The sequence below is a fragment of the Niastella vici genome (genome assembly GCF_002077945.1).
GTDB classification, from domain to species: domain Bacteria; phylum Bacteroidota; class Bacteroidia; order Chitinophagales; family Chitinophagaceae; genus Niastella; species Niastella vici.
In genome coordinates, this window is sequence record NZ_LVYD01000076.1 from 45278 (window position 1) to 62551 (window position 17274).

Consider the following 17274-nt stretch of genomic DNA (forward strand, 5'->3'; position numbering starts at 1 on the left):
GGCAAACGTCCTGCAAACCATAGATAAAATAAGATGCAAACATGTTAAAATAATGGAATTTTAGCAGCATATCAACCTATACATTTGAAATTACCCACGTGCGGGTTCTGCATTTTAGTAAAAACAATTCTTGTCGTATGAATGATCACAATTATTCAAGAAGAAAATTTTTAATCCAGGCAATATTAGCCACTGCTGCGGCCGCTACGCCCGGTTTTTTACTGGCAAATGGTAAGCGGAAGGCCGGTGATAAAGTAAATCTTGCCTGTGTTGGTATTGGCAACCGGGGCGGAGAAATTATCAGGGAACTTTACAAAACGGGTTTGGCAAATATTGTAGCGCTCTGTGATGTGGATATGGAAGCTCCACACACAATTGATACCCTGAAACAGTTTCCCAATGTACCGCGTTTTAAAGACTTCAGACAAATGTTTGATAAGATGGGGAACCAGATTGAAGCTGTTTCAATAGGCACTCCGGATTTTTCACATTTTCCAATTACCATGATGGCAATTGGTTTAGGCAAGCATGTATATGTAGAAAAACCCATGGCCCGAACGTTCAACGAAGTGGAGCTCATGATAAAGGCAGCAGCCAAACATCCGAAAGTGGTTACACAAATGGGCAACCAGGGACATTCGGAAGCAAATTATTTCCAATTTAAAGCCTGGAAAGAAGCGGGCATCATTAAAGATGTAACAGCCATCACTGCACACATGAACTCGCCCCGCCGCTGGCATGGCTGGAATACGAAGATCACTTCGTTTCCGGCAGCAGAACCCATTCCTTCGACACTCGATTGGGAGGTATGGCAAATGCAAACACAAGGTCATTCCTATAACAAAGATTTTGTGAATGGACAATGGCGTTGCTGGTTTGATTTTGGAATGGGTGCGTTGGGCGATTGGGGTGCACATATTCTTGATACCGCACATGAGTTTTTGGACCTTGGACTACCTTATGAAATTGATCCCCTGAAATTAGAGGGTCATAACAACTTCTTCTATCCCACGTCAACCACCCTTTCTTTCAAATTTCCCAATCGTGGCGAAATGCCACCTGTGGAAATAAAATGGTATGATGGTATTGATAACCTGCCCCCGGTACCGGAAGGTTATGGCGTTCAGGGATTAGATCCAAACATACCACCACCAGGTACAGGTGCAATTAAACCTGCCAAACTTAACCCGGGCAAGATCATATACAGTAAAGAACTGATCTTTAAAGGAGGGTCGCATGCAAGTACATTATCCATTATTCCGGAAGCGAAAGCAAAGGATATGGAATCGAAGCTGCCGGAGGTCCCGAAAAGTCCATCAAATCACTTTGCAAACTTTTTAAAAGCATGTAAAGGCGAAGAAAAAACACGTTCCCCATTTTCGGTTGCCGGTACGCTAAGCCAGGTATTTTGCTTAGGTGTATTGGCACAATGGACAGGTGAAAAAATTGAGTTCGATAGAAAAAAGAAAGTGATTACCAGCAGTAAAAAAGCCAATGAGCTGTTGACAGGCCCGCCGCCAAGGAAGGGATGGGAACAGTATTACAAAGTATAACATTTTGGCCTGCGCTCACCACCAGCAATTTTAGGATAAAAGAGGGTTTGGCAGGTGGAATAGATGAACGAAAAGGGAGGGATTAGCGCCGCTGATCTCTGGGTGGGGGCTTAACACAAAAAGTAATGATGCCGCACTTCGTGCCGGCATTTTTTATTACCGTTCGTTTAGTCGGGCAAGCCTGGCCCGCTACCGGAAATAAAAAATGTCCCCAGTTGACGGGGCACCATTACTGTTCGTTTTGCGGGTTGTTGGTTACAACTTTCGAACCAGTTTGCCGTCGATCTCAAGGCAAGGATTATAAAACATTTTCCATTGCAGTACTGATGCTTGCATTTGACTACGACAAGTCAAAAAAAGACATCGCATTAAAAATCTCTTATTTTGCAGATAAATTGGGTGACAAAGAAACTGCAAACAAATATAAAACCCTTGGTGGACGATGAACACCTATACGGCTGCAAATTCAGCCGGTGACCAATTTTAGCAAAAATGAACGACAACGACTTAAAGCGAATCTCCAGACTGGTTGCAATAGCTACACAATTGCAAACAAAAAGTCTTTTGACCGCCACTCAGCTTTCTAAAAAATTCAATGTAAGCATCAGAACAATTTACAGAGACATTAAAGCGCTGGAAGATGCAGGCATACCTGTTTTGACAATAGATGGTAAAGGGTATTCGCTAATGGAGGGATATAAGATACCGCCTGTAATGTTTACCGGGAGCGAAGCAAATGCGCTAATTACAGCAGAACAACTTTTATTATCTAATACCGACCGTTCATTTACAGGAGAATTGCTATCTGCTTTGAACAAAATAAAAGCAGTATTGCAATTTTCAACAAAAGAAAAAGTAGAATTTTTAGCAAACAGGATTGCTGTTAGCCCCTTGTTGTTAAGAACACAAAAAAGCGATTTGCTTCCACTTATCCAACATGCCCTTATCGAATTTAAGGTTCTCCATATTCATTATCATTCATTAGGCAAAAAAGAAAAAACGGTAAGGTTTGTTGAGCCATTTGCCTTGTACTATTGCCTTGAGGAAAGTTGGGCGCTAATTGCCTGGTGTAGATTAAGAAAGGAGTTTAGGATGTTCAAACTTAACAACATCCTAAAACTTGAACTGACTGAATTGAATTTTCAACCGCACAAAATGACTCTCCAGGAATATTTAAGGGAAAAAGAAAAAAAATTCACCACCCCTGACACACCCTTGTCATAAGCCTGTTTCATCTTTGCTCCAACAAAGAGCATATATTATCCATAAAAAACAGTATTATGAACCTGATGTCAGTTAGAGTTATTACGGCTGATGTAAAAAAACTCGTGGAATTTTACAATCATGTCACTGGTATAGCTGCAATTCAATACACCGATGATTTTGCCGAACTGCAAACCCAATGGGCCACATTGGCAATTGGAAGTACCAGAACACTACAGCTATTTGGAGGTGAGGAGGTGGCAAAAGCCGCACAGAATCGAACTGCCATAATAGAATTTATCACTAAAGATGTAGATAACGATTACAAAAGGCTGGCTGATTTTCTTCAGCATTGCATTGTGCAAAAACCAACAACAATGCCCTGGGGAAACAGGTCATTTTTGTTCCGTGACCCGGATGGAAACCTTGTTAATTTCTTTACGCCAATTTCGGCAGAAGCTATCAAAAAGTTTGACGGAAAGTTGAGTAGCAGATAAGCATTAGCATACCAATTAAAGCAAAAAGGCCTGCAAGTCGCCTTAGGTAATCCCCAAAGAATGATAAAGTTGAATTGCCCCGGCGTTTACCCGATATCCGATAGGGCTATAAATGGGGGACACGGTCTTTGCAAGTTTCGAAAGAACGCCCGGATTATAAATTTCTACAATAAATACTTTGCAGTCCATCAAGGTGAAAAACAGAATCCATACTACATATATGATTATTCTATAAGGCATGCAGGAAAATGAACTGACCTATCAGGATGAAACAGGATGCTTTGGCAGGTCTTAATTGATACTTTGTTCATGAAAAGTTTAATCGACCCGTATCCCAATTGCTAACTTTAAAACGATTCTTTCATGAAAAAAACCTGCGTTCACCTGTGGTGGATAGTATTGCAATTCCTGTTTTTTACCAATAACATAACAGCTCAGACAGTTACCTGGAACGGTTCTACCAGCAGCAATTATTTTACCTCGTCTAACTGGAGCCCAGCCACCAATACTGCAGCGCTGGCACAAACAGAAATACTGATGATCGGGAACGGTTCTCCCAACAACTGTGTATTAACCGGTGGAAACGGCGGCAACTCCTACAGGCCGCTTAAGCTGAATACACTAGCCGGCAGCTCCATGACTATTAATGGCATTATTTATCCCTGGGGAAGCGATTCTTTAAATGGCAATATTACGCTGAACGCACCGGCAGATTTTAACGTGCGCAATACCGGGTATATTGGCAGAAACGCACCGGCCACCATAACGATCAATGCATCGGCCAAATTCAGTACGAAGAACGCCTGTAATATTGCGTATGGAAATTCCGGCGCTTCGGCAACCCTTAATTTGTACGGTTCATTAACAGCAGGAACCGATTTAAACATTGCCAATGGCACAGGCCTCTCTGCCAACATCAACCTTTTGGGCGGCAGCCTTTCGGCCACGGCCAATTTAACCATTGGCAGCAACGTAACTATTTATGTAAGCGATGGCGGTTTACTGAAAGCAGCCGGCGACAAAAGAACATTGTTAAACGGGTTGGTCGCCAACGGACAAATGACCTGTACGCCGGGTAAAACTATTACTGTTACCTACGATGGCACTAGCACCATAGCGCAGGTGGCGCGGCCGGCAGGCTCTATGATCACGGAGTATCCCGATTCGGTGGTACTTTCTACTACCAACCTGGTATTTACAGTGGAAAAATATACCGGCAATGTTTTGTCGTACCGGTACAAGGGCGCAGAAACGGTAAACCGTACTGGCAGCAGCCATAAATACATGTACCACGATTTCACTACTTCTAAAGGTTTTGAAACGGTTTGGGGCTGTACCTACGAAGTGGTGCAGGACGATGCAAACCTGGCGCACATCGTATTAAAACGCCCCTATACGCCATCCATTGGTCATGTTACGCCCTGCGATGCAGAGTTGCATTATATATTGAAAAAAGACGATAAGGGTGTGTATGTGTATAGCAAGCTGGAGCACAAACCGAATTACCCGGCCTTTGACCTGGGAAGTTGGCGGCAGGTATGGTGGATAGCCTATAATGCAAGCGGTGTTAACCTGTGCGAGCGAATTTATACCGATTCGTTGCGCAGTTGGCAAATGCCTTCCGAATACGACTACACGCAGGCCGTAAACAGCGGCGGTCCGCAGGAAATTGTATTGCTTACAACAGGGGTACGGGCTGGCAAATACGATGGCAAGTACGAGTACTCTATGAAATTCTGGGACAATCCGTTGTGGGGCCACGCCAGTAATGTTAACAATATCGGCTGCTGGCTGCTGAATACCAGTTGCGAATATTATAACGAAGGGCCGATGTACCACGATCTGAATGCCGCTGCAGGCATTATTCATCAGTGTATGAACGGAGTGCATTATGGCGCAAAAGGCCTGGTGGCCGATACGCTTACCAGCTGGAAAAAAGTATACGGCCCCTACCTGCTACTGACAACCGATCAGTCTACCGGGGATTTAAACTGGGCCGCCGCCAAACAAAGGTTAACACAGGAAAAAACGCAGTGGCCTTATACCTGGGTGAAAGATTCTGCGGCCTATCCGCCTGCTTCTTTACGCGGTGCAGTGGAGGGAAAATTTGTGATATCAGATGCCCTAAAACCCGGTTATACCGGCAGCGGCGCCTGGGTAGGCGTTACCAGTTTGGCAGACGGCGCTACTAACTTTCAGTATGAGTGTAAAGATTACCAGTATTGGGTGAAGTCGGATTCCAGCGGTAATTTTTCAATACCTAATATACGCCCTGGCACCTATTCGTTCTTTGCTTATGCAGACGGTTCTGTAGGAGAGTACCGGCTGGATAATGTAGTAGTAACTGCAGGCGGAACCACCAGTTTGGGAACTCAAACCCGGGTAATCGACAGAAGTTATGGATCACTTTTATGGGAAATTGGTACGCCCAATAGAATGAGTAATGAATTTAAAATGGGTGACTTCCCTTACTGCGAAGGTAATATCCAAAATAAATTCAGGGACTCGTTTGCCAATCCTATTGAATATACGGTTGCCAATAATAACTGGGCTACTGCATTGTGTTATGCGCATACTAAATATCCCGATACATCGGCCATTGCCAATCCGGGGGATGCCTGGAAATGGCGATTAAACTTTACACTTCCAACCGGATTCCCTACCACCGGTTACGCCCGGTTAACAATTGCTTATGCCAGCAACGATCATGCACAACAATGGATTTACGTAAATAACGAAAACTCATTGTTTACGGGGTATTATCCAAGTGGTGGCGATGGCAATGCATTTATCCGTCAAAGCAATTATGGAAAATATACATATAACCAGGTACTTATTCCAATGACAAAATTTGTGGCCGGCAACAATGTTATAACGCTTGTAATGCCTTCCAATTCAGCCTGGGTAAGCCATATCATGTACGACTATATAAGCCTGGAAGCGAACCTGACATCGGCAAGGGTAGCTACACCGGAGCAGCCGGTATTACCGCCCGATAAAGCGGGTTCACTCAGCATTTATCCTTCCCCGGCCAAAAATGTGATTACCATTAGTAAAAGCGATGGTAAAAGTTTGCAGAACATCCGGTTGTTCGATGTTTGGGGTAGAATGCTATTTACTGCGGTTAATATTTCAGAGGCGCAATATGTGCTTAATATGGCTGGCTTCCCGGCTGGCGTATATTTAGTTCGTATAGACGATGGGGTTCATACAATAACCCGGAAATTTACAAAACAATAAAACATCCTGTCAATTAAACTTTTCAGATAAGCGGGTCAGGTTGAAATCCAATTTCCCGATTGTTAAAGTTTCAATATTGCACCAGCTTTCGGGTTGGTGCAATTCTTTTCAGGTTCTATAGGAGGGATTGCCTTCGGCGATGCCTTGGTGGTGGGCTAAAACGCAGGTACAACAGTGCCGCTAGTTATTATTACACTTCGAACTCACTAATTATTTGATAGTCAAAGTTTAATTCAAGAAGGGGTTTATCATTTGAAAATCATTCGAACACAAAAACGCCTTCAAATCCAACGACTTGAAGGCGTTTCTAATTTCTGCGGGTTTTAGGTTACAACTTTCGAACCGGTTTGTGGCGGATATGAATAAAATATCAGATTTCTGTTATAAGTATTTGTCGAAATTTCAAAAGGTAACGTATAAACGATATGCAAGTCTGTTTTTCTAATTAGTAATGTGCTATAGATCAGGCATAATATGCAATCGCACTGGCAATAACTTATCTATCAACTTCCTCCTCGTTGCATCCTTTTATGCACTTCCGGTTATACCGGAGTTTTATCTTAAAAACTTTTTCTTTTTTAAATTTTTCTATATCCCATTTATATTCCTTATCAATCGGGTTCATGTGTTCATATTTTCTAACATGCACATCAAGGGCTAACTTTTCCGAATATTGAATGCGTAAAAAACTGGCATAGCCGGGTCTTCCTTCATAGAAAAATCTTCGCAGATATTGGCTACTTAAATCATCTAAAATAAGTCGAACCTCTTTGCCTTTATATTTTTCAAAATTCATTTTCATCAATCTGTGCAACATTGCAGTATCACTATTTTCAACAATTACCTCCCCGAACTCTGTTGTTACCTTACTTTGAGCATGGCAACTATTTATTACTAAGCATGCGGCTATAAGTGTTATAAAAATCAATGGTAGTTTCATTACTTAATATTTTTATTTTTTAATATTCTACGGATTGGTTGTCTTATTTTCAGCCGGTGGTGGCGGAGGTTTTGGCGGTTCAACTTTTTGATAATTATTTTTGTCTCCCGCAGTTGACTGGTATAATGCTATTCCTGTTTTACTTCCATCTCCAACAACACCTAATATTCCATTAAGCCGGTGATGGGGATCGGGTTCGAACAAATGCACAATTGATAAGGAGACAACGATTTACAGTAAAATTTGTTTTAGGTAACCATTTTACAGTACATTATATGAGTTTACAGCTTTTTCAAGGTATGTGTAATTATTTTACTGCACTACGATCATAATATAATCATTTTACCGTACGGATTAACAATTTTACCGTAAATTACGGTATGCCTACAAAACCAGCAGGATATCAATGGCTTAAGGAGAAGTATGGCTTATTGGGCTATTTACTGACCCACTGCTCATATATAGGAAATAATGATTCCATTGAATTAACCTCCAAAGGCAATATTGAACAAGTATATGGGGCAAAATACGCCCCCGATGCAGATACGCCTTTGTCACACCTGGAATTTTCTTTAAAATATGATGACCTGAACCTCGATTTTCTTAAAACCGTGTTGGGGAAAATTCCTGTTTCAGAGATTACTGCTTTTATTGAAGCTGCTCCCTCAGGTAAATACGCCCGGATGATTGGCTTTTTGTATGAATTTCTGACGCAAAAGAAGCTTGATATTAATAAACCGATATCCGGCAACTATGTGGATCTCCTGGACGCGGATAAATATATTACAGGTAAAACGGTAAAGGATGCGCGATGGCGCATCAACAATAATTTATTAGGCACCGCAGCTTATTGCCCGATGGTGAGAAAAACGAATATCCTTACTGCCTTATTAAGTCAGGATATATCGAAACAAATACAACAGTTAAAAAATGAATTCCCCCCCGATATCTTCAGACGGGCAACCAGCTATCTCTATACAAAGGAGACCCGCTCTTCCTATGAGATTGAAAGGGAACAGCCTTCTGCCGACAGGATGGAAAAATTTATTGCTTTGCTGGTCAGAGCCGGGGCAGAGCAGACAGAACTGCTATTGGCTGAAGCCCGGCTGACACAGTTGCAAAATGCAATAGTCGATCCCAGGTTTGCGGCGACAGGCTTTCGTAATTTCCAGAACTATATCGGGCAGTCATTATCCAATTACCAGGACCTGATCCATTATTTGTGCCCGCCGCCAGCTATTCTATTGTCATTGATGGAAGGCTTAAAAGATACAGCATTTAAAACCGTAGGCATCTACTCGGAAATAAGGGCGGCTATCATTGCTTTCGGCTTTGTATTCATTCATCCGTTTGAAGACGGAAACGGCAGGCTGCACAGGTTCCTGATACACGATATCCTTGTGCACGACGGCGTTGTACCGCAGGGATTGATCATCCCGGTATCGGCCCACATGCTCAATAATATCAGGGATTATGATGCTGCACTGGAAAAGTATTCGAAGCCTTTGATGCAGCAGATCAGGTATGATAAAAAAGCAGATGGTGAAATTGAGGTAACCAACCTTAAAGAAGTAGATGGTTATTTCAGATATCCGGATCTGACCGATCAATGTATTTACCTGGCCCAGGTTATTCATGCAACCCTTAAACAAGATATGCCGGAAGAACTTGTATTTATACAACGATATGACGAAGTAAAAAAAGAATTGCAACGGATTGTGGACATGCCGGATAAGGACATTAATATGATGATTGTTTTTCTGCATCAGAATAAGGGTGTATTTCCCAAAAGAAGGCGCGACTATTTTGCCAAGCTAACCAATGAAGAAATAACCTTGATGCAACTGGCATATAGAAAAATATTTGAGTTAGGCCCGGCTGAGTGAATCATACGCAGATATTGTATCACTTAATCTATTCAGGTTAAGGCTTAATTTCAATAAAGCCGCCTCCTTCGGAAGCCTTCCGTGTCAAACAAGTGCAATGCTGCCCCAGCAAACAATTGCTGGGATTCATACTGCAATAACTAAACTGCACCATACCAGATTCCAGCGGATTGATCTTACGCTCCAGAGTTCGGATGAGCAGATCATAGACCAGATCAGCAGGTAGTCCCTTGGGTAACCAACAAGAGATATTCCAGCTTCGCATCATCTTTTTAAAAGCACTGCTTACAAGCTTCATTTCTTTCTTAAGCAACTGATCAGATGGAGGAAAGTCCTCTTTCTTTAGCCCACAGAAATAGCCAAATGTATTTTTTCGATCCGCTTTCATCCGACTGATCTCTTCCAGAATTTCTGCAAAGCTTTTTTCTCTTTCCTGGCAGGGCTTTTCTGTACGGTATGCCGCAGTAATATCATTCAATAAATGAGGTATATATGGATGCATTGCCAATTGTTAATTCATTTTTAACTTCCACTTAATAAAAGCTTCCTCAATCAATTCCTGAGTAGTGTTGATTTGTTTAATCAGCCTTAGCATATATCCTCGCAGATTATACAGGTCTCCCTCCCAGGTCATCTGCCGTAAGGGTGTCAAGGGGCTTTTTCGCAACCTCTGATAATTTATTTAGATCTATTTTCTCATTTAATAATTTCTGAGCGCGCTCTTTATAATCGCCAAACAAAGCATCCAGACTTTGATAATCGAATTCGTTTATCTGCATCAATTTATTTTTAACGTGAAGACAGCTATTATTTTGCAATGGTATGAATTTTTCTCAAACTCAGATACTGCTTGATACGCTGATCGCTATACTTGCCCAGGTGAAAGCTATGAGCTTGTCAGTAATAATGAAGAAGAATTTAGCGGAAAAAATGGCTTGTTATAAGAGAACTGGATGAAACATGGTTTCTTCATGATCTGGCAAATTCCGTTAGGCAACAGAATCTCATCCTGATACACTTCGAACCCGCCAACAACCTGATAACCAAACATTAAATTAAACCGGTACTCAACCTGTGGAAATATTTCGAACCAGAGAAACGCCTTCAAATTCAACAACTTGAAGGCGTTTCAATTTATCAGCGGAGAGGGAGGGATTAGCTACGCTGATCCCTGAAATGGGGCGCGTCAAAACAAAACAAGTGCTGGCGCTGCCGCGCCTGGCATTTTCCATTTTGTCCGCTTAGCCGAGCAAGCTCGGCCCGCTCCCAAATGCAAAATGCCCCCTACCGGGAGCACTTGTTTTGTTTTGCGGGCTGTAGGTTACAACTTTCGAACCGTTTTGTAGCAGAACTTAATAAGATTGTAGATTTCTATAATGAGTATTTGTTGAAATCTCAAACGATAACATGAAAAAGATTTATAAGTTGGCGATTGGGACCGAGTTCGAACAAAAGGACGATCTAAACCAACCCAAAGTCGTATTTGCGCTACCCGGTAATAACCGCGTTTTTTTAACTCAGCAATTAAAAAATAACGTCTTACAAAAATTGTCTTTTGTTAAAAGTACCGTATAATAGCAGAAATATATTGTTAGGCGATAGTTTGATTAGGTTTATGAAATTTGGAGATAAAGAAATATATGGATCTACTGAAGGCATAAAAGCAAATCTGCGTGAGGTTATTTTGCAATTGAATGATAAAGTTTCCCATTTACATGAAAATGAGGAATTGGACTTTGTCATAATTTCTTTGAGAAGTCTGACTAATTATACATCAATTCTTTTAGAACGCTTGACGTTATACCAGCAATCTCCGATTGAATTTTGCGCTATCTCGGCTAGAAACTTGTTTGAATGTTATTTGTTAGTTGCTTTCATACTTTCAGATCCTTCTAAAGCTAAAGAATTTGTTGGGCAAAAGGCATCAGAGGAATTAGAAATCAATGAAGGCTTTTTATCGTTAACAGAACCAAGCACGCCTGAAGCGGTTATTAAATCTATTCAGGATAGAATGACTTATATTAAAGAACTAATGAATAAACACGAAGTTCCTATCGAGAAGCATTGGACTGTAAGTTATCTTGCCAAGCAGACAAATAACAAGGTTGAATATGAGTCTTTTTTCAAGCTCTATTCTAAGTATATTCACCCATCATCGTGGATTGTGAACAGCCTAGCAAATGAGTATGATAATCCTGTTTTTAGAAATATTTTTGTTTTGCAAGGACAACACTACGCTAGTTGTATTCAAAAGCTTGTTTCGAATTATCTCCGTGACCAAATCATCGCCTAACATTGGTATTGCCAATAGTGGGGCTTGACATTGAAACAATCAGCAGCGGTAATTCTGTTGTACTGTGGTACGGGGCTCGACGAATAAAGCCCAGTTTTAGTTCTTAATATTAAACTTTATCAAAAAGCCAGGCGGCAGTTCCGGCGGACGGAATTATAATTCCCCACCATCGGCAATACCTGCTCGTAAACTGCTATTTTAACCACCAGTATGAAACTCTCTACAAAATTTTTAGTTGCAATTTTAGGGCTTGGACTTTTGTATTCAATTTACAAACTGTTTACAGGTCAAGGTGGCGGTGGACTTGGTGATTTTTTTGACGGACTTGGTTATACTTCTCTCATTTTATTTCTTACCTCATTGACAATAATTCTTTTTCATATTCGGCAAATCAAAAAATACGCAGACACTTTTTTATTCTTGTTACTTGGGCTTCCAATGACAGTAATGTCAGCAAACGGACTTGTTCATAGCATTAATTACAATCGGACACCAGACTTAACAGCAAAATACCCAAGACCTTTTAGCCAAAATATTTTTACAACAGACAGTTTACGCATTGCGGTGCAAGTTGATTCATTAATTGCATTAAGAAACAGACAGACAGGCGGAATTAAAGTAGTTTCTGCTTATGTTGACACAATAATATATTCGCAATCTGGCAAAGAGATTTTTGTTGTTTATGCACAACAATTTGAGCCAAATCATTTAGGTAATGACTTAGACCCAGCATATCTTTCGGCAGATGAGAGAGATAGTATTTATTGGCATTTACAAGAAGGGACACCAAATGCTGAACAAATGAGTGGCAGCTATCACAACATCACTGATTTAAAAAAAGCAATCCGCAAGTTTTATTTCAACCAATATAGTTTTTTAGACGCAGACAGTTTAAAAGAAAATTATTTTTGGAAGCGAACCCCAAAACGTTAGATAAAACAACAGCTAACAACTAAGCTTTGTCGGGTGCAAAGCACCAACGATAAAACTTGTTGCACGAAACTCCGGTAGCCGGGCAGTAGAAAAACAAATTGTTTACGTAACACTTCGAACCTACTAACAATTTGATAACCAATCCTTATTATGAAGAGGAAGAAATTGCGGAAAATAATTCGAACAAGAAAACGCCTTCAAAGCCAACAATTTGAAGGCGTTTTAAATTATCTGCGGGCTGCAGGTTACAACTTTCGAACCGATTTTTTTCGGACCTTAATAAAATTTTAGATTTTTATAATGAGTACTTGATAAGTATTCAAATGGTAACATAAAAAAGACATATGGGTTGGTGATGGGGATTGTGTTCGAACAAAAGGTTATAAGTCTCTTGGATGATCTAACGCTAACCTGGGGCGTATTTGCGATACACTATAATGACCGCGCTTTTTGCTAAGTGGTTTTAAAATAATAGCCTGGAAAAATTGCTTTCTGTTAAAAGTAGCGTGTGATTTTCATTAATCCACAGTGGCAAGGTTCAGGTTTCACAGATGATTTGAAATTGGGTGCAGAGACTTTCATTTCATATTTCAAGGATAGTGACACCAAAATTATCCCACTTTCAACGAAAGGTTTAACAACAATCGCCAACATTAAATGCTTTGAACCAATACTTGTGCAGACAAAGCTTTTCAAAGAAATAATTATTAACAGTAAACTTGATAAAATATCAACTATTGGTGGCGACTGTGGAATTGAGATTTTCTGATTCCTCAAACAGTTTTTGTGTGCTTTTTGGTGATACTTTAAAATTCTATTTAAGAACAGGGGAAATGGAAGGGTCTTACTTCTTATACATCCAAATAATCAATGACACTTTTAATACTTCATTTAATCTATTTGACAATTATAGTAAGTACGTTTACACCCCGTCTTCAGTCCAAGTCACTTTAAACAAAAAAAAATTCAAGGCCAACGATTATATAATTGCACAAATCGCTTACAATGCTATTGGGAAACTTCAAGCAGTTGAAAGATCAAGCGATGACTCTGCATTTTTTAATGGAATGAAAAAAGTAACTCCTAAACTAATTTTGGGGCTGATTCTTGTGTTTTTTTTAAACTCCTGTAAGAAAGGGGACATACTCGAACACCGGGATATGCCAAAACACCCACCAACAGAAGATGGTATGGTAGCTGGTAAACCAGATAACGGACTGAAAGCTGATGTAAGATAGGCGTTAAATTGCATTGCCCTTATACCCCCTCCAGGTTAAAGGGAATGTCCCGGTCTTTGGTTAAGGACCGGGATTTTTTATCTAGAGCGAGTCTATTAGTAAATATGCGTTGCAATTTCCCTTTCCGATCCTGTTTTTTGCATATCTTAGCCATTTCATGAAGTTAACCCTAACCCTGACCCTACTCCTATTAATTGGCGCCTTTTCAGCCTTGGCCAACACATTCACGGTGACCTCCAACGCGGACAGCGGCCCCGGTTCCCTTCGTGACGCCATTAACCAGGCTGCCGTCAATACCGCCATCCCCAATCTCATCATCTTCAATATTGCCGACCAATCCCGGGCAGGTCGCACCATCACAATCGCGTCCTCCCTGCCCAAACTGCCCTCTAATCTCACGATCGACGGAACCACACAACCTGGAACTCCCTTCGGGATAAGCGCCGCCAGGATCATCATTGTCGATGCGAACCCTATCAATAATCTTAATTGCATCGACATCGTCGCTGTCAGTAACGTCCGGGTCTATGGACTCTTCCTTCAGACTACTTCTTCCTTTTCCGGCATCTATATCGATCGAAGCAGCAATGTTTACATTGGCGTCGCCGGCAAAGGAAATGTCATTCAGGGCTTCGCAGCGGCCATCCTTGCCACCAACCAAACCTCACAGCCGTTCATCACCGACAATATAGTCATTCAAGGGAATATACTGGGCACTGACGAGAGCGGAACCAGCGCCAGTGTTACGCAACTCAATGGCACCAGCATTTATGCCCTCGACATCACCAATTTGCAGATCGGGGGCCTCAACCCCGGCGAAGGCAACCTGATGAATCAGAGCGGTGACCCATTGGAATATCAGCTCATCGATGCCTCGGACTATGGCTATCTGAATATACAGGGTAACAAAGAAGGCACGGATATCACCGGCAATATCAGACTCTCACCCAATAACAAGCCCTTCCTTATAGGTGGCAATGTGTTTGTCGGGCAATCCTTCGTCACCACGAATATCATCAATAATGTCAGCATCGGCGGCTACAAGATCGAATTTACACGTAGTCGTTTCGTTATACAGGGAAATCACATCGGTGTGGGACTGGACAATGTCACAAATCTTCTTAGCGGGGCAATCATTACTAATGGAGACAATATCTCGGTGAGCAATTGTGGTCCAGGTCTTATCGGCGGGCCCGATCCAAGTAAAAAAAACTATATAGCCAACAATAAAAATGGGATGGTCGAAGAGTGGTGCAGCCCCGTCACTATCTCTCAAAACAGTTTTTTCTGCAATGCCACCGGCATCGTATTCGACCCACACTATCCTCACCCTTCCCCCTACGCGAACATCACCGTCCTTACACCCGGCACCGTTGGCGGCACCGCTCTGCCCAATTCTACCATCGAGCTCTTCTATGATGACGATTGCCCCGGCTGCGAAGGAAAGACTTACATCGGCACTACTACTGCTGACAACGCCGGCAACTGGAGATATTCCCTTCCTGCCACCGGCGCCATCGTGGCCACCGCCACAGATACCTATGGCGCTACTTCTGCCTTTTCCACCGCTACCATCAATACGACCAACATTGTTGTGCAGAACGCCACCTGCGGCCACCGCAACGGCTCCATCAAAAACATCCAGGTCTCCAGCGGAACAGAATGGTACTGGCAGGACGCGGCCGGAAATGTCATCTCCACCAGCCTCGACCTTACGAACATTGGTCCCGGTACATATACCTTTGTAACTTCCATCGGCGGCCAGGCTTGTGATGCCAGCAGCATCCCCTATACAGTCACCAATGTCACCCTGCCCGCATTCGATCCTGCCTCCATTACGGTAAACTCACCCGGTTGCGGGCAGGTATCCGGTTCGCTTTCCTGGTCCGGCACATTCGATGCTGCAACAACCTATAGTTGGCTGAACGCAGGGGGCACCATTTGCCCGGATTTTAGCGTCGCGAATCCATTACAGGGACTGGCACCGGGGACCTACACGATGCAGCTCGCGCTTAAAAAGGACCCGACCTGCATTGCACAATATGGTCCCTATACAATCACTTCCACGACCGCCCCTTCGCTTATCACCACATCGGTCAGCGTGATCGGTACTACCTGCGGCAATGCCAATGGATCGGTGACCGGAATGAGCTATCGGAACGCGGCGCCACCTGTTTTCTTCACCTGGCTAAACGATCAGGGGGCCACCGTCTCCACCACGCTCGATCTCATCCACGCAAAAGCCGGCAATTACCGATTCGTATTTAAGGACGGCGGCGGCTGTGATACGCTCTTTTCTCAATTATATACGATCCCCGACAACGGCACGATCACCTTCGACGCCAATGCAATGGTCATTAACCCCGCATCATGCGAAAAACCAAATGGCTCCATTACCGGCATCGTTGCGACGAATGCGGCTGTCTATAGCTGGTCCAATACTGGCAATGGCAATATCGTCGGCACAGCCGCCGACCTCACAGGTATCGCCGGCGGTGTCTATCAACTCACCATAAGCAATGCCCTCGGCTGCCAGATACAGACACCGGTCCTCACTGTCCCGCAGATTCCCAAACCCTCCTTCGATTATAGTTTGCTAAAGGAGCATAATGACACCTGCAATGCCGGCATCGGGTCGATCAGCGATTTGCAAATGATCGATGCTGACCGTACCTATACCTGGAATTGGTATACGGCAGGCAGCAGTGTTGCTCCGATCGCCACCACAGCAGGCCATCTGGACAACCTTAAAGCAGGGGATTATAAAGCTGTTGTCACCGATCAATACGCATGTACGGTAACGAGTAATACGCTAACCATCGGCGATATCGAGCTCTCGCCTCGGATGCCGCAGATCGCCAGTCAGTATATACCCAGAAATACCGCAACCACCATCATCATCGACAAGCCGCAGCGGGGGGAGTACATCTTACTCGGTGGCCCTTCGTTTGGCGCGGCCGTTCTCGACACATCCGCATCCGGCATACTGCATACACCCATTATTCCAAAGGATGAGACGTTATATGTCGGGTTTACGCGGGGCGATTGTAGCAGTGCCCTTGTGCCCGTAGCCATCAAGGTTTTTGATTCGGTACACATCTTCGTCCCCAATGCCTTCACCCCCAACAACGACGGCGCTAATGACCGCTGGCATCTCATCATTCAGGGCCTTACCAAAAAAATTCAGGTAAATGTGTTCGACCGCTGGGGTAGAATGGTTTTCAGCAGCAACGATCCCAATCTATCCTGGGACGGTACCGCCGGCGGCCAACCGCTCACCGGCACCTTCGTCTACATGCTCGCTGGGGTGGATTATTACGATAGGTCATTCCTGCTAAAAGGCCCCCTCATTATTATCCGTTAAATTGGATGAAGTCTCCGGCTCCTCCCGTAACTTCCGAAGAAACTCATCTATCCCTTTGTTTAAAGGGCAATTGATCCTTTGGAAAAGTTCGAACAAGAAAACGCCTTCAAATTCAACAACTTGAAGG

At 42.9% G+C, this 17274-nt stretch carries 13 protein-coding genes; 10 read left to right on the plus strand and 3 right to left on the minus strand.

Going from position 1 to position 17274, the window contains the following annotated elements; genetic code table 11:
- The first annotated feature begins 137 nt into the window (after positions 1-137).
- From A3860_RS32105 to A3860_RS32130, 5 genes are all read left to right on the plus strand, one after another.
- The gene (locus tag A3860_RS32105) at positions 138-1553 is read left to right on the plus strand and encodes a Gfo/Idh/MocA family oxidoreductase (RefSeq protein ID WP_081154591.1); all 1416 of its coding nucleotides are present in this window, start codon (positions 138-140) and stop codon (positions 1551-1553) included.
- Between the two features lie 125 nt (positions 1554-1678).
- Positions 1679-1999, plus strand: a complete 321-nt coding sequence (locus A3860_RS32110) for a hypothetical protein (RefSeq protein WP_143774371.1) — start codon at positions 1679-1681, stop codon at positions 1997-1999.
- A 46-nt stretch (positions 2000-2045) separates the two neighbouring features.
- Positions 2046-2777, plus strand: a complete 732-nt coding sequence (locus A3860_RS32115; protein ID WP_081154596.1) for a helix-turn-helix transcriptional regulator — start codon at positions 2046-2048, stop codon at positions 2775-2777.
- 56 nt (positions 2778-2833) lie between these two features.
- Entirely contained in the window at positions 2834-3253 is a 420-nt protein-coding gene (locus tag A3860_RS32120) for a VOC family protein (protein ID WP_081154598.1), read from the plus strand.
- A 363-nt stretch (positions 3254-3616) separates the two neighbouring features.
- Entirely contained in the window at positions 3617-6493 is a 2877-nt protein-coding gene (locus A3860_RS32130; RefSeq protein WP_081154604.1) for a polysaccharide lyase family protein, read from the plus strand.
- 496 nt (positions 6494-6989) lie between these two features.
- Here A3860_RS32130 and A3860_RS32135 read toward each other — a convergent pair whose 3' ends face one another.
- Positions 6990-7433: a hypothetical protein gene (locus A3860_RS32135; protein ID WP_081154606.1), complete on the minus strand. Its 444-nt coding sequence runs from the start codon at positions 7431-7433 to the stop codon at positions 6990-6992.
- 380 nt (positions 7434-7813) lie between these two features.
- Between A3860_RS32135 and A3860_RS32140 the strand changes: the two genes are divergently transcribed.
- On the plus strand, positions 7814-9319 hold the full coding sequence (locus A3860_RS32140) for a Fic family protein (protein ID WP_081154621.1): 1506 nt from the start codon (positions 7814-7816) through the stop codon (positions 9317-9319).
- A gap of 37 nt (positions 9320-9356) precedes the next feature.
- Here the strand turns inward: A3860_RS32140 and A3860_RS32145 are convergent, their stop codons facing one another.
- Positions 9357-9821 (minus strand): hypothetical protein, encoded by a 465-nt coding sequence (locus tag A3860_RS32145; protein WP_081154624.1) that lies wholly within the window; start codon positions 9819-9821, stop codon positions 9357-9359.
- Between the two features lie 106 nt (positions 9822-9927).
- Positions 9928-10137 carry a hypothetical protein gene (locus A3860_RS40770; protein ID WP_143774372.1) on the minus strand — a complete coding sequence of 70 codons (210 nt, stop codon included), beginning with the start codon at positions 10135-10137 and terminating at the stop codon, positions 9928-9930.
- A gap of 737 nt (positions 10138-10874) precedes the next feature.
- On the opposite strand from A3860_RS40770, the gene A3860_RS32155 reads away from it, so the two are divergent.
- The 4 genes from A3860_RS32155 (at position 10875) to A3860_RS32175 (ending at position 17147) form a co-directional block, all read left to right on the plus strand.
- A complete protein-coding gene (locus tag A3860_RS32155) occupies positions 10875-11612 on the plus strand; it encodes a DUF5677 domain-containing protein (RefSeq protein WP_143774373.1) in 738 nt (245 codons plus the stop codon).
- A 210-nt stretch (positions 11613-11822) separates the two neighbouring features.
- A complete protein-coding gene (locus tag A3860_RS32160; RefSeq protein ID WP_081154629.1) occupies positions 11823-12545 on the plus strand; it encodes a hypothetical protein in 723 nt (240 codons plus the stop codon).
- Between the two features lie 719 nt (positions 12546-13264).
- Positions 13265-13783 (plus strand): hypothetical protein, encoded by a 519-nt coding sequence (locus A3860_RS32170; RefSeq protein ID WP_143774374.1) that lies wholly within the window; start codon positions 13265-13267, stop codon positions 13781-13783.
- 157 nt (positions 13784-13940) lie between these two features.
- A complete protein-coding gene (locus A3860_RS32175) occupies positions 13941-17147 on the plus strand; it encodes a T9SS type B sorting domain-containing protein (RefSeq protein WP_143774375.1) in 3207 nt (1068 codons plus the stop codon).
- The last annotated feature ends 127 nt before the right edge of the window (positions 17148-17274 follow it).

Coding starts and splice junctions, on each gene's coding strand:
- A3860_RS32135 (WP_081154606.1), bottom strand. CDS start 7,433: ATGAAACTACCATTGATTTTTATAACACTTATAGCCGCATGCTTAGTA.
- A3860_RS32145 (WP_081154624.1), bottom strand. CDS start 9,821: ATGCATCCATATATACCTCATTTATTGAATGATATTACTGCGGCATAC.
- A3860_RS32175 (WP_143774375.1), top strand. CDS start 13,941: ATGAAGTTAACCCTAACCCTGACCCTACTCCTATTAATTGGCGCCTTT.
- A3860_RS32105 (WP_081154591.1), top strand. CDS start 138: ATGAATGATCACAATTATTCAAGAAGAAAATTTTTAATCCAGGCAATA.
- A3860_RS32115 (WP_081154596.1), top strand. CDS start 2,046: ATGAACGACAACGACTTAAAGCGAATCTCCAGACTGGTTGCAATAGCT.
- A3860_RS32120 (WP_081154598.1), top strand. CDS start 2,834: ATGAACCTGATGTCAGTTAGAGTTATTACGGCTGATGTAAAAAAACTC.
- A3860_RS32140 (WP_081154621.1), top strand. CDS start 7,814: ATGCCTACAAAACCAGCAGGATATCAATGGCTTAAGGAGAAGTATGGC.
- A3860_RS32160 (WP_081154629.1), top strand. CDS start 11,823: ATGAAACTCTCTACAAAATTTTTAGTTGCAATTTTAGGGCTTGGACTT.
- A3860_RS32130 (WP_081154604.1), top strand. CDS start 3,617: ATGAAAAAAACCTGCGTTCACCTGTGGTGGATAGTATTGCAATTCCTG.
- A3860_RS32110 (WP_143774371.1), top strand. CDS start 1,679: ATGATGCCGCACTTCGTGCCGGCATTTTTTATTACCGTTCGTTTAGTC.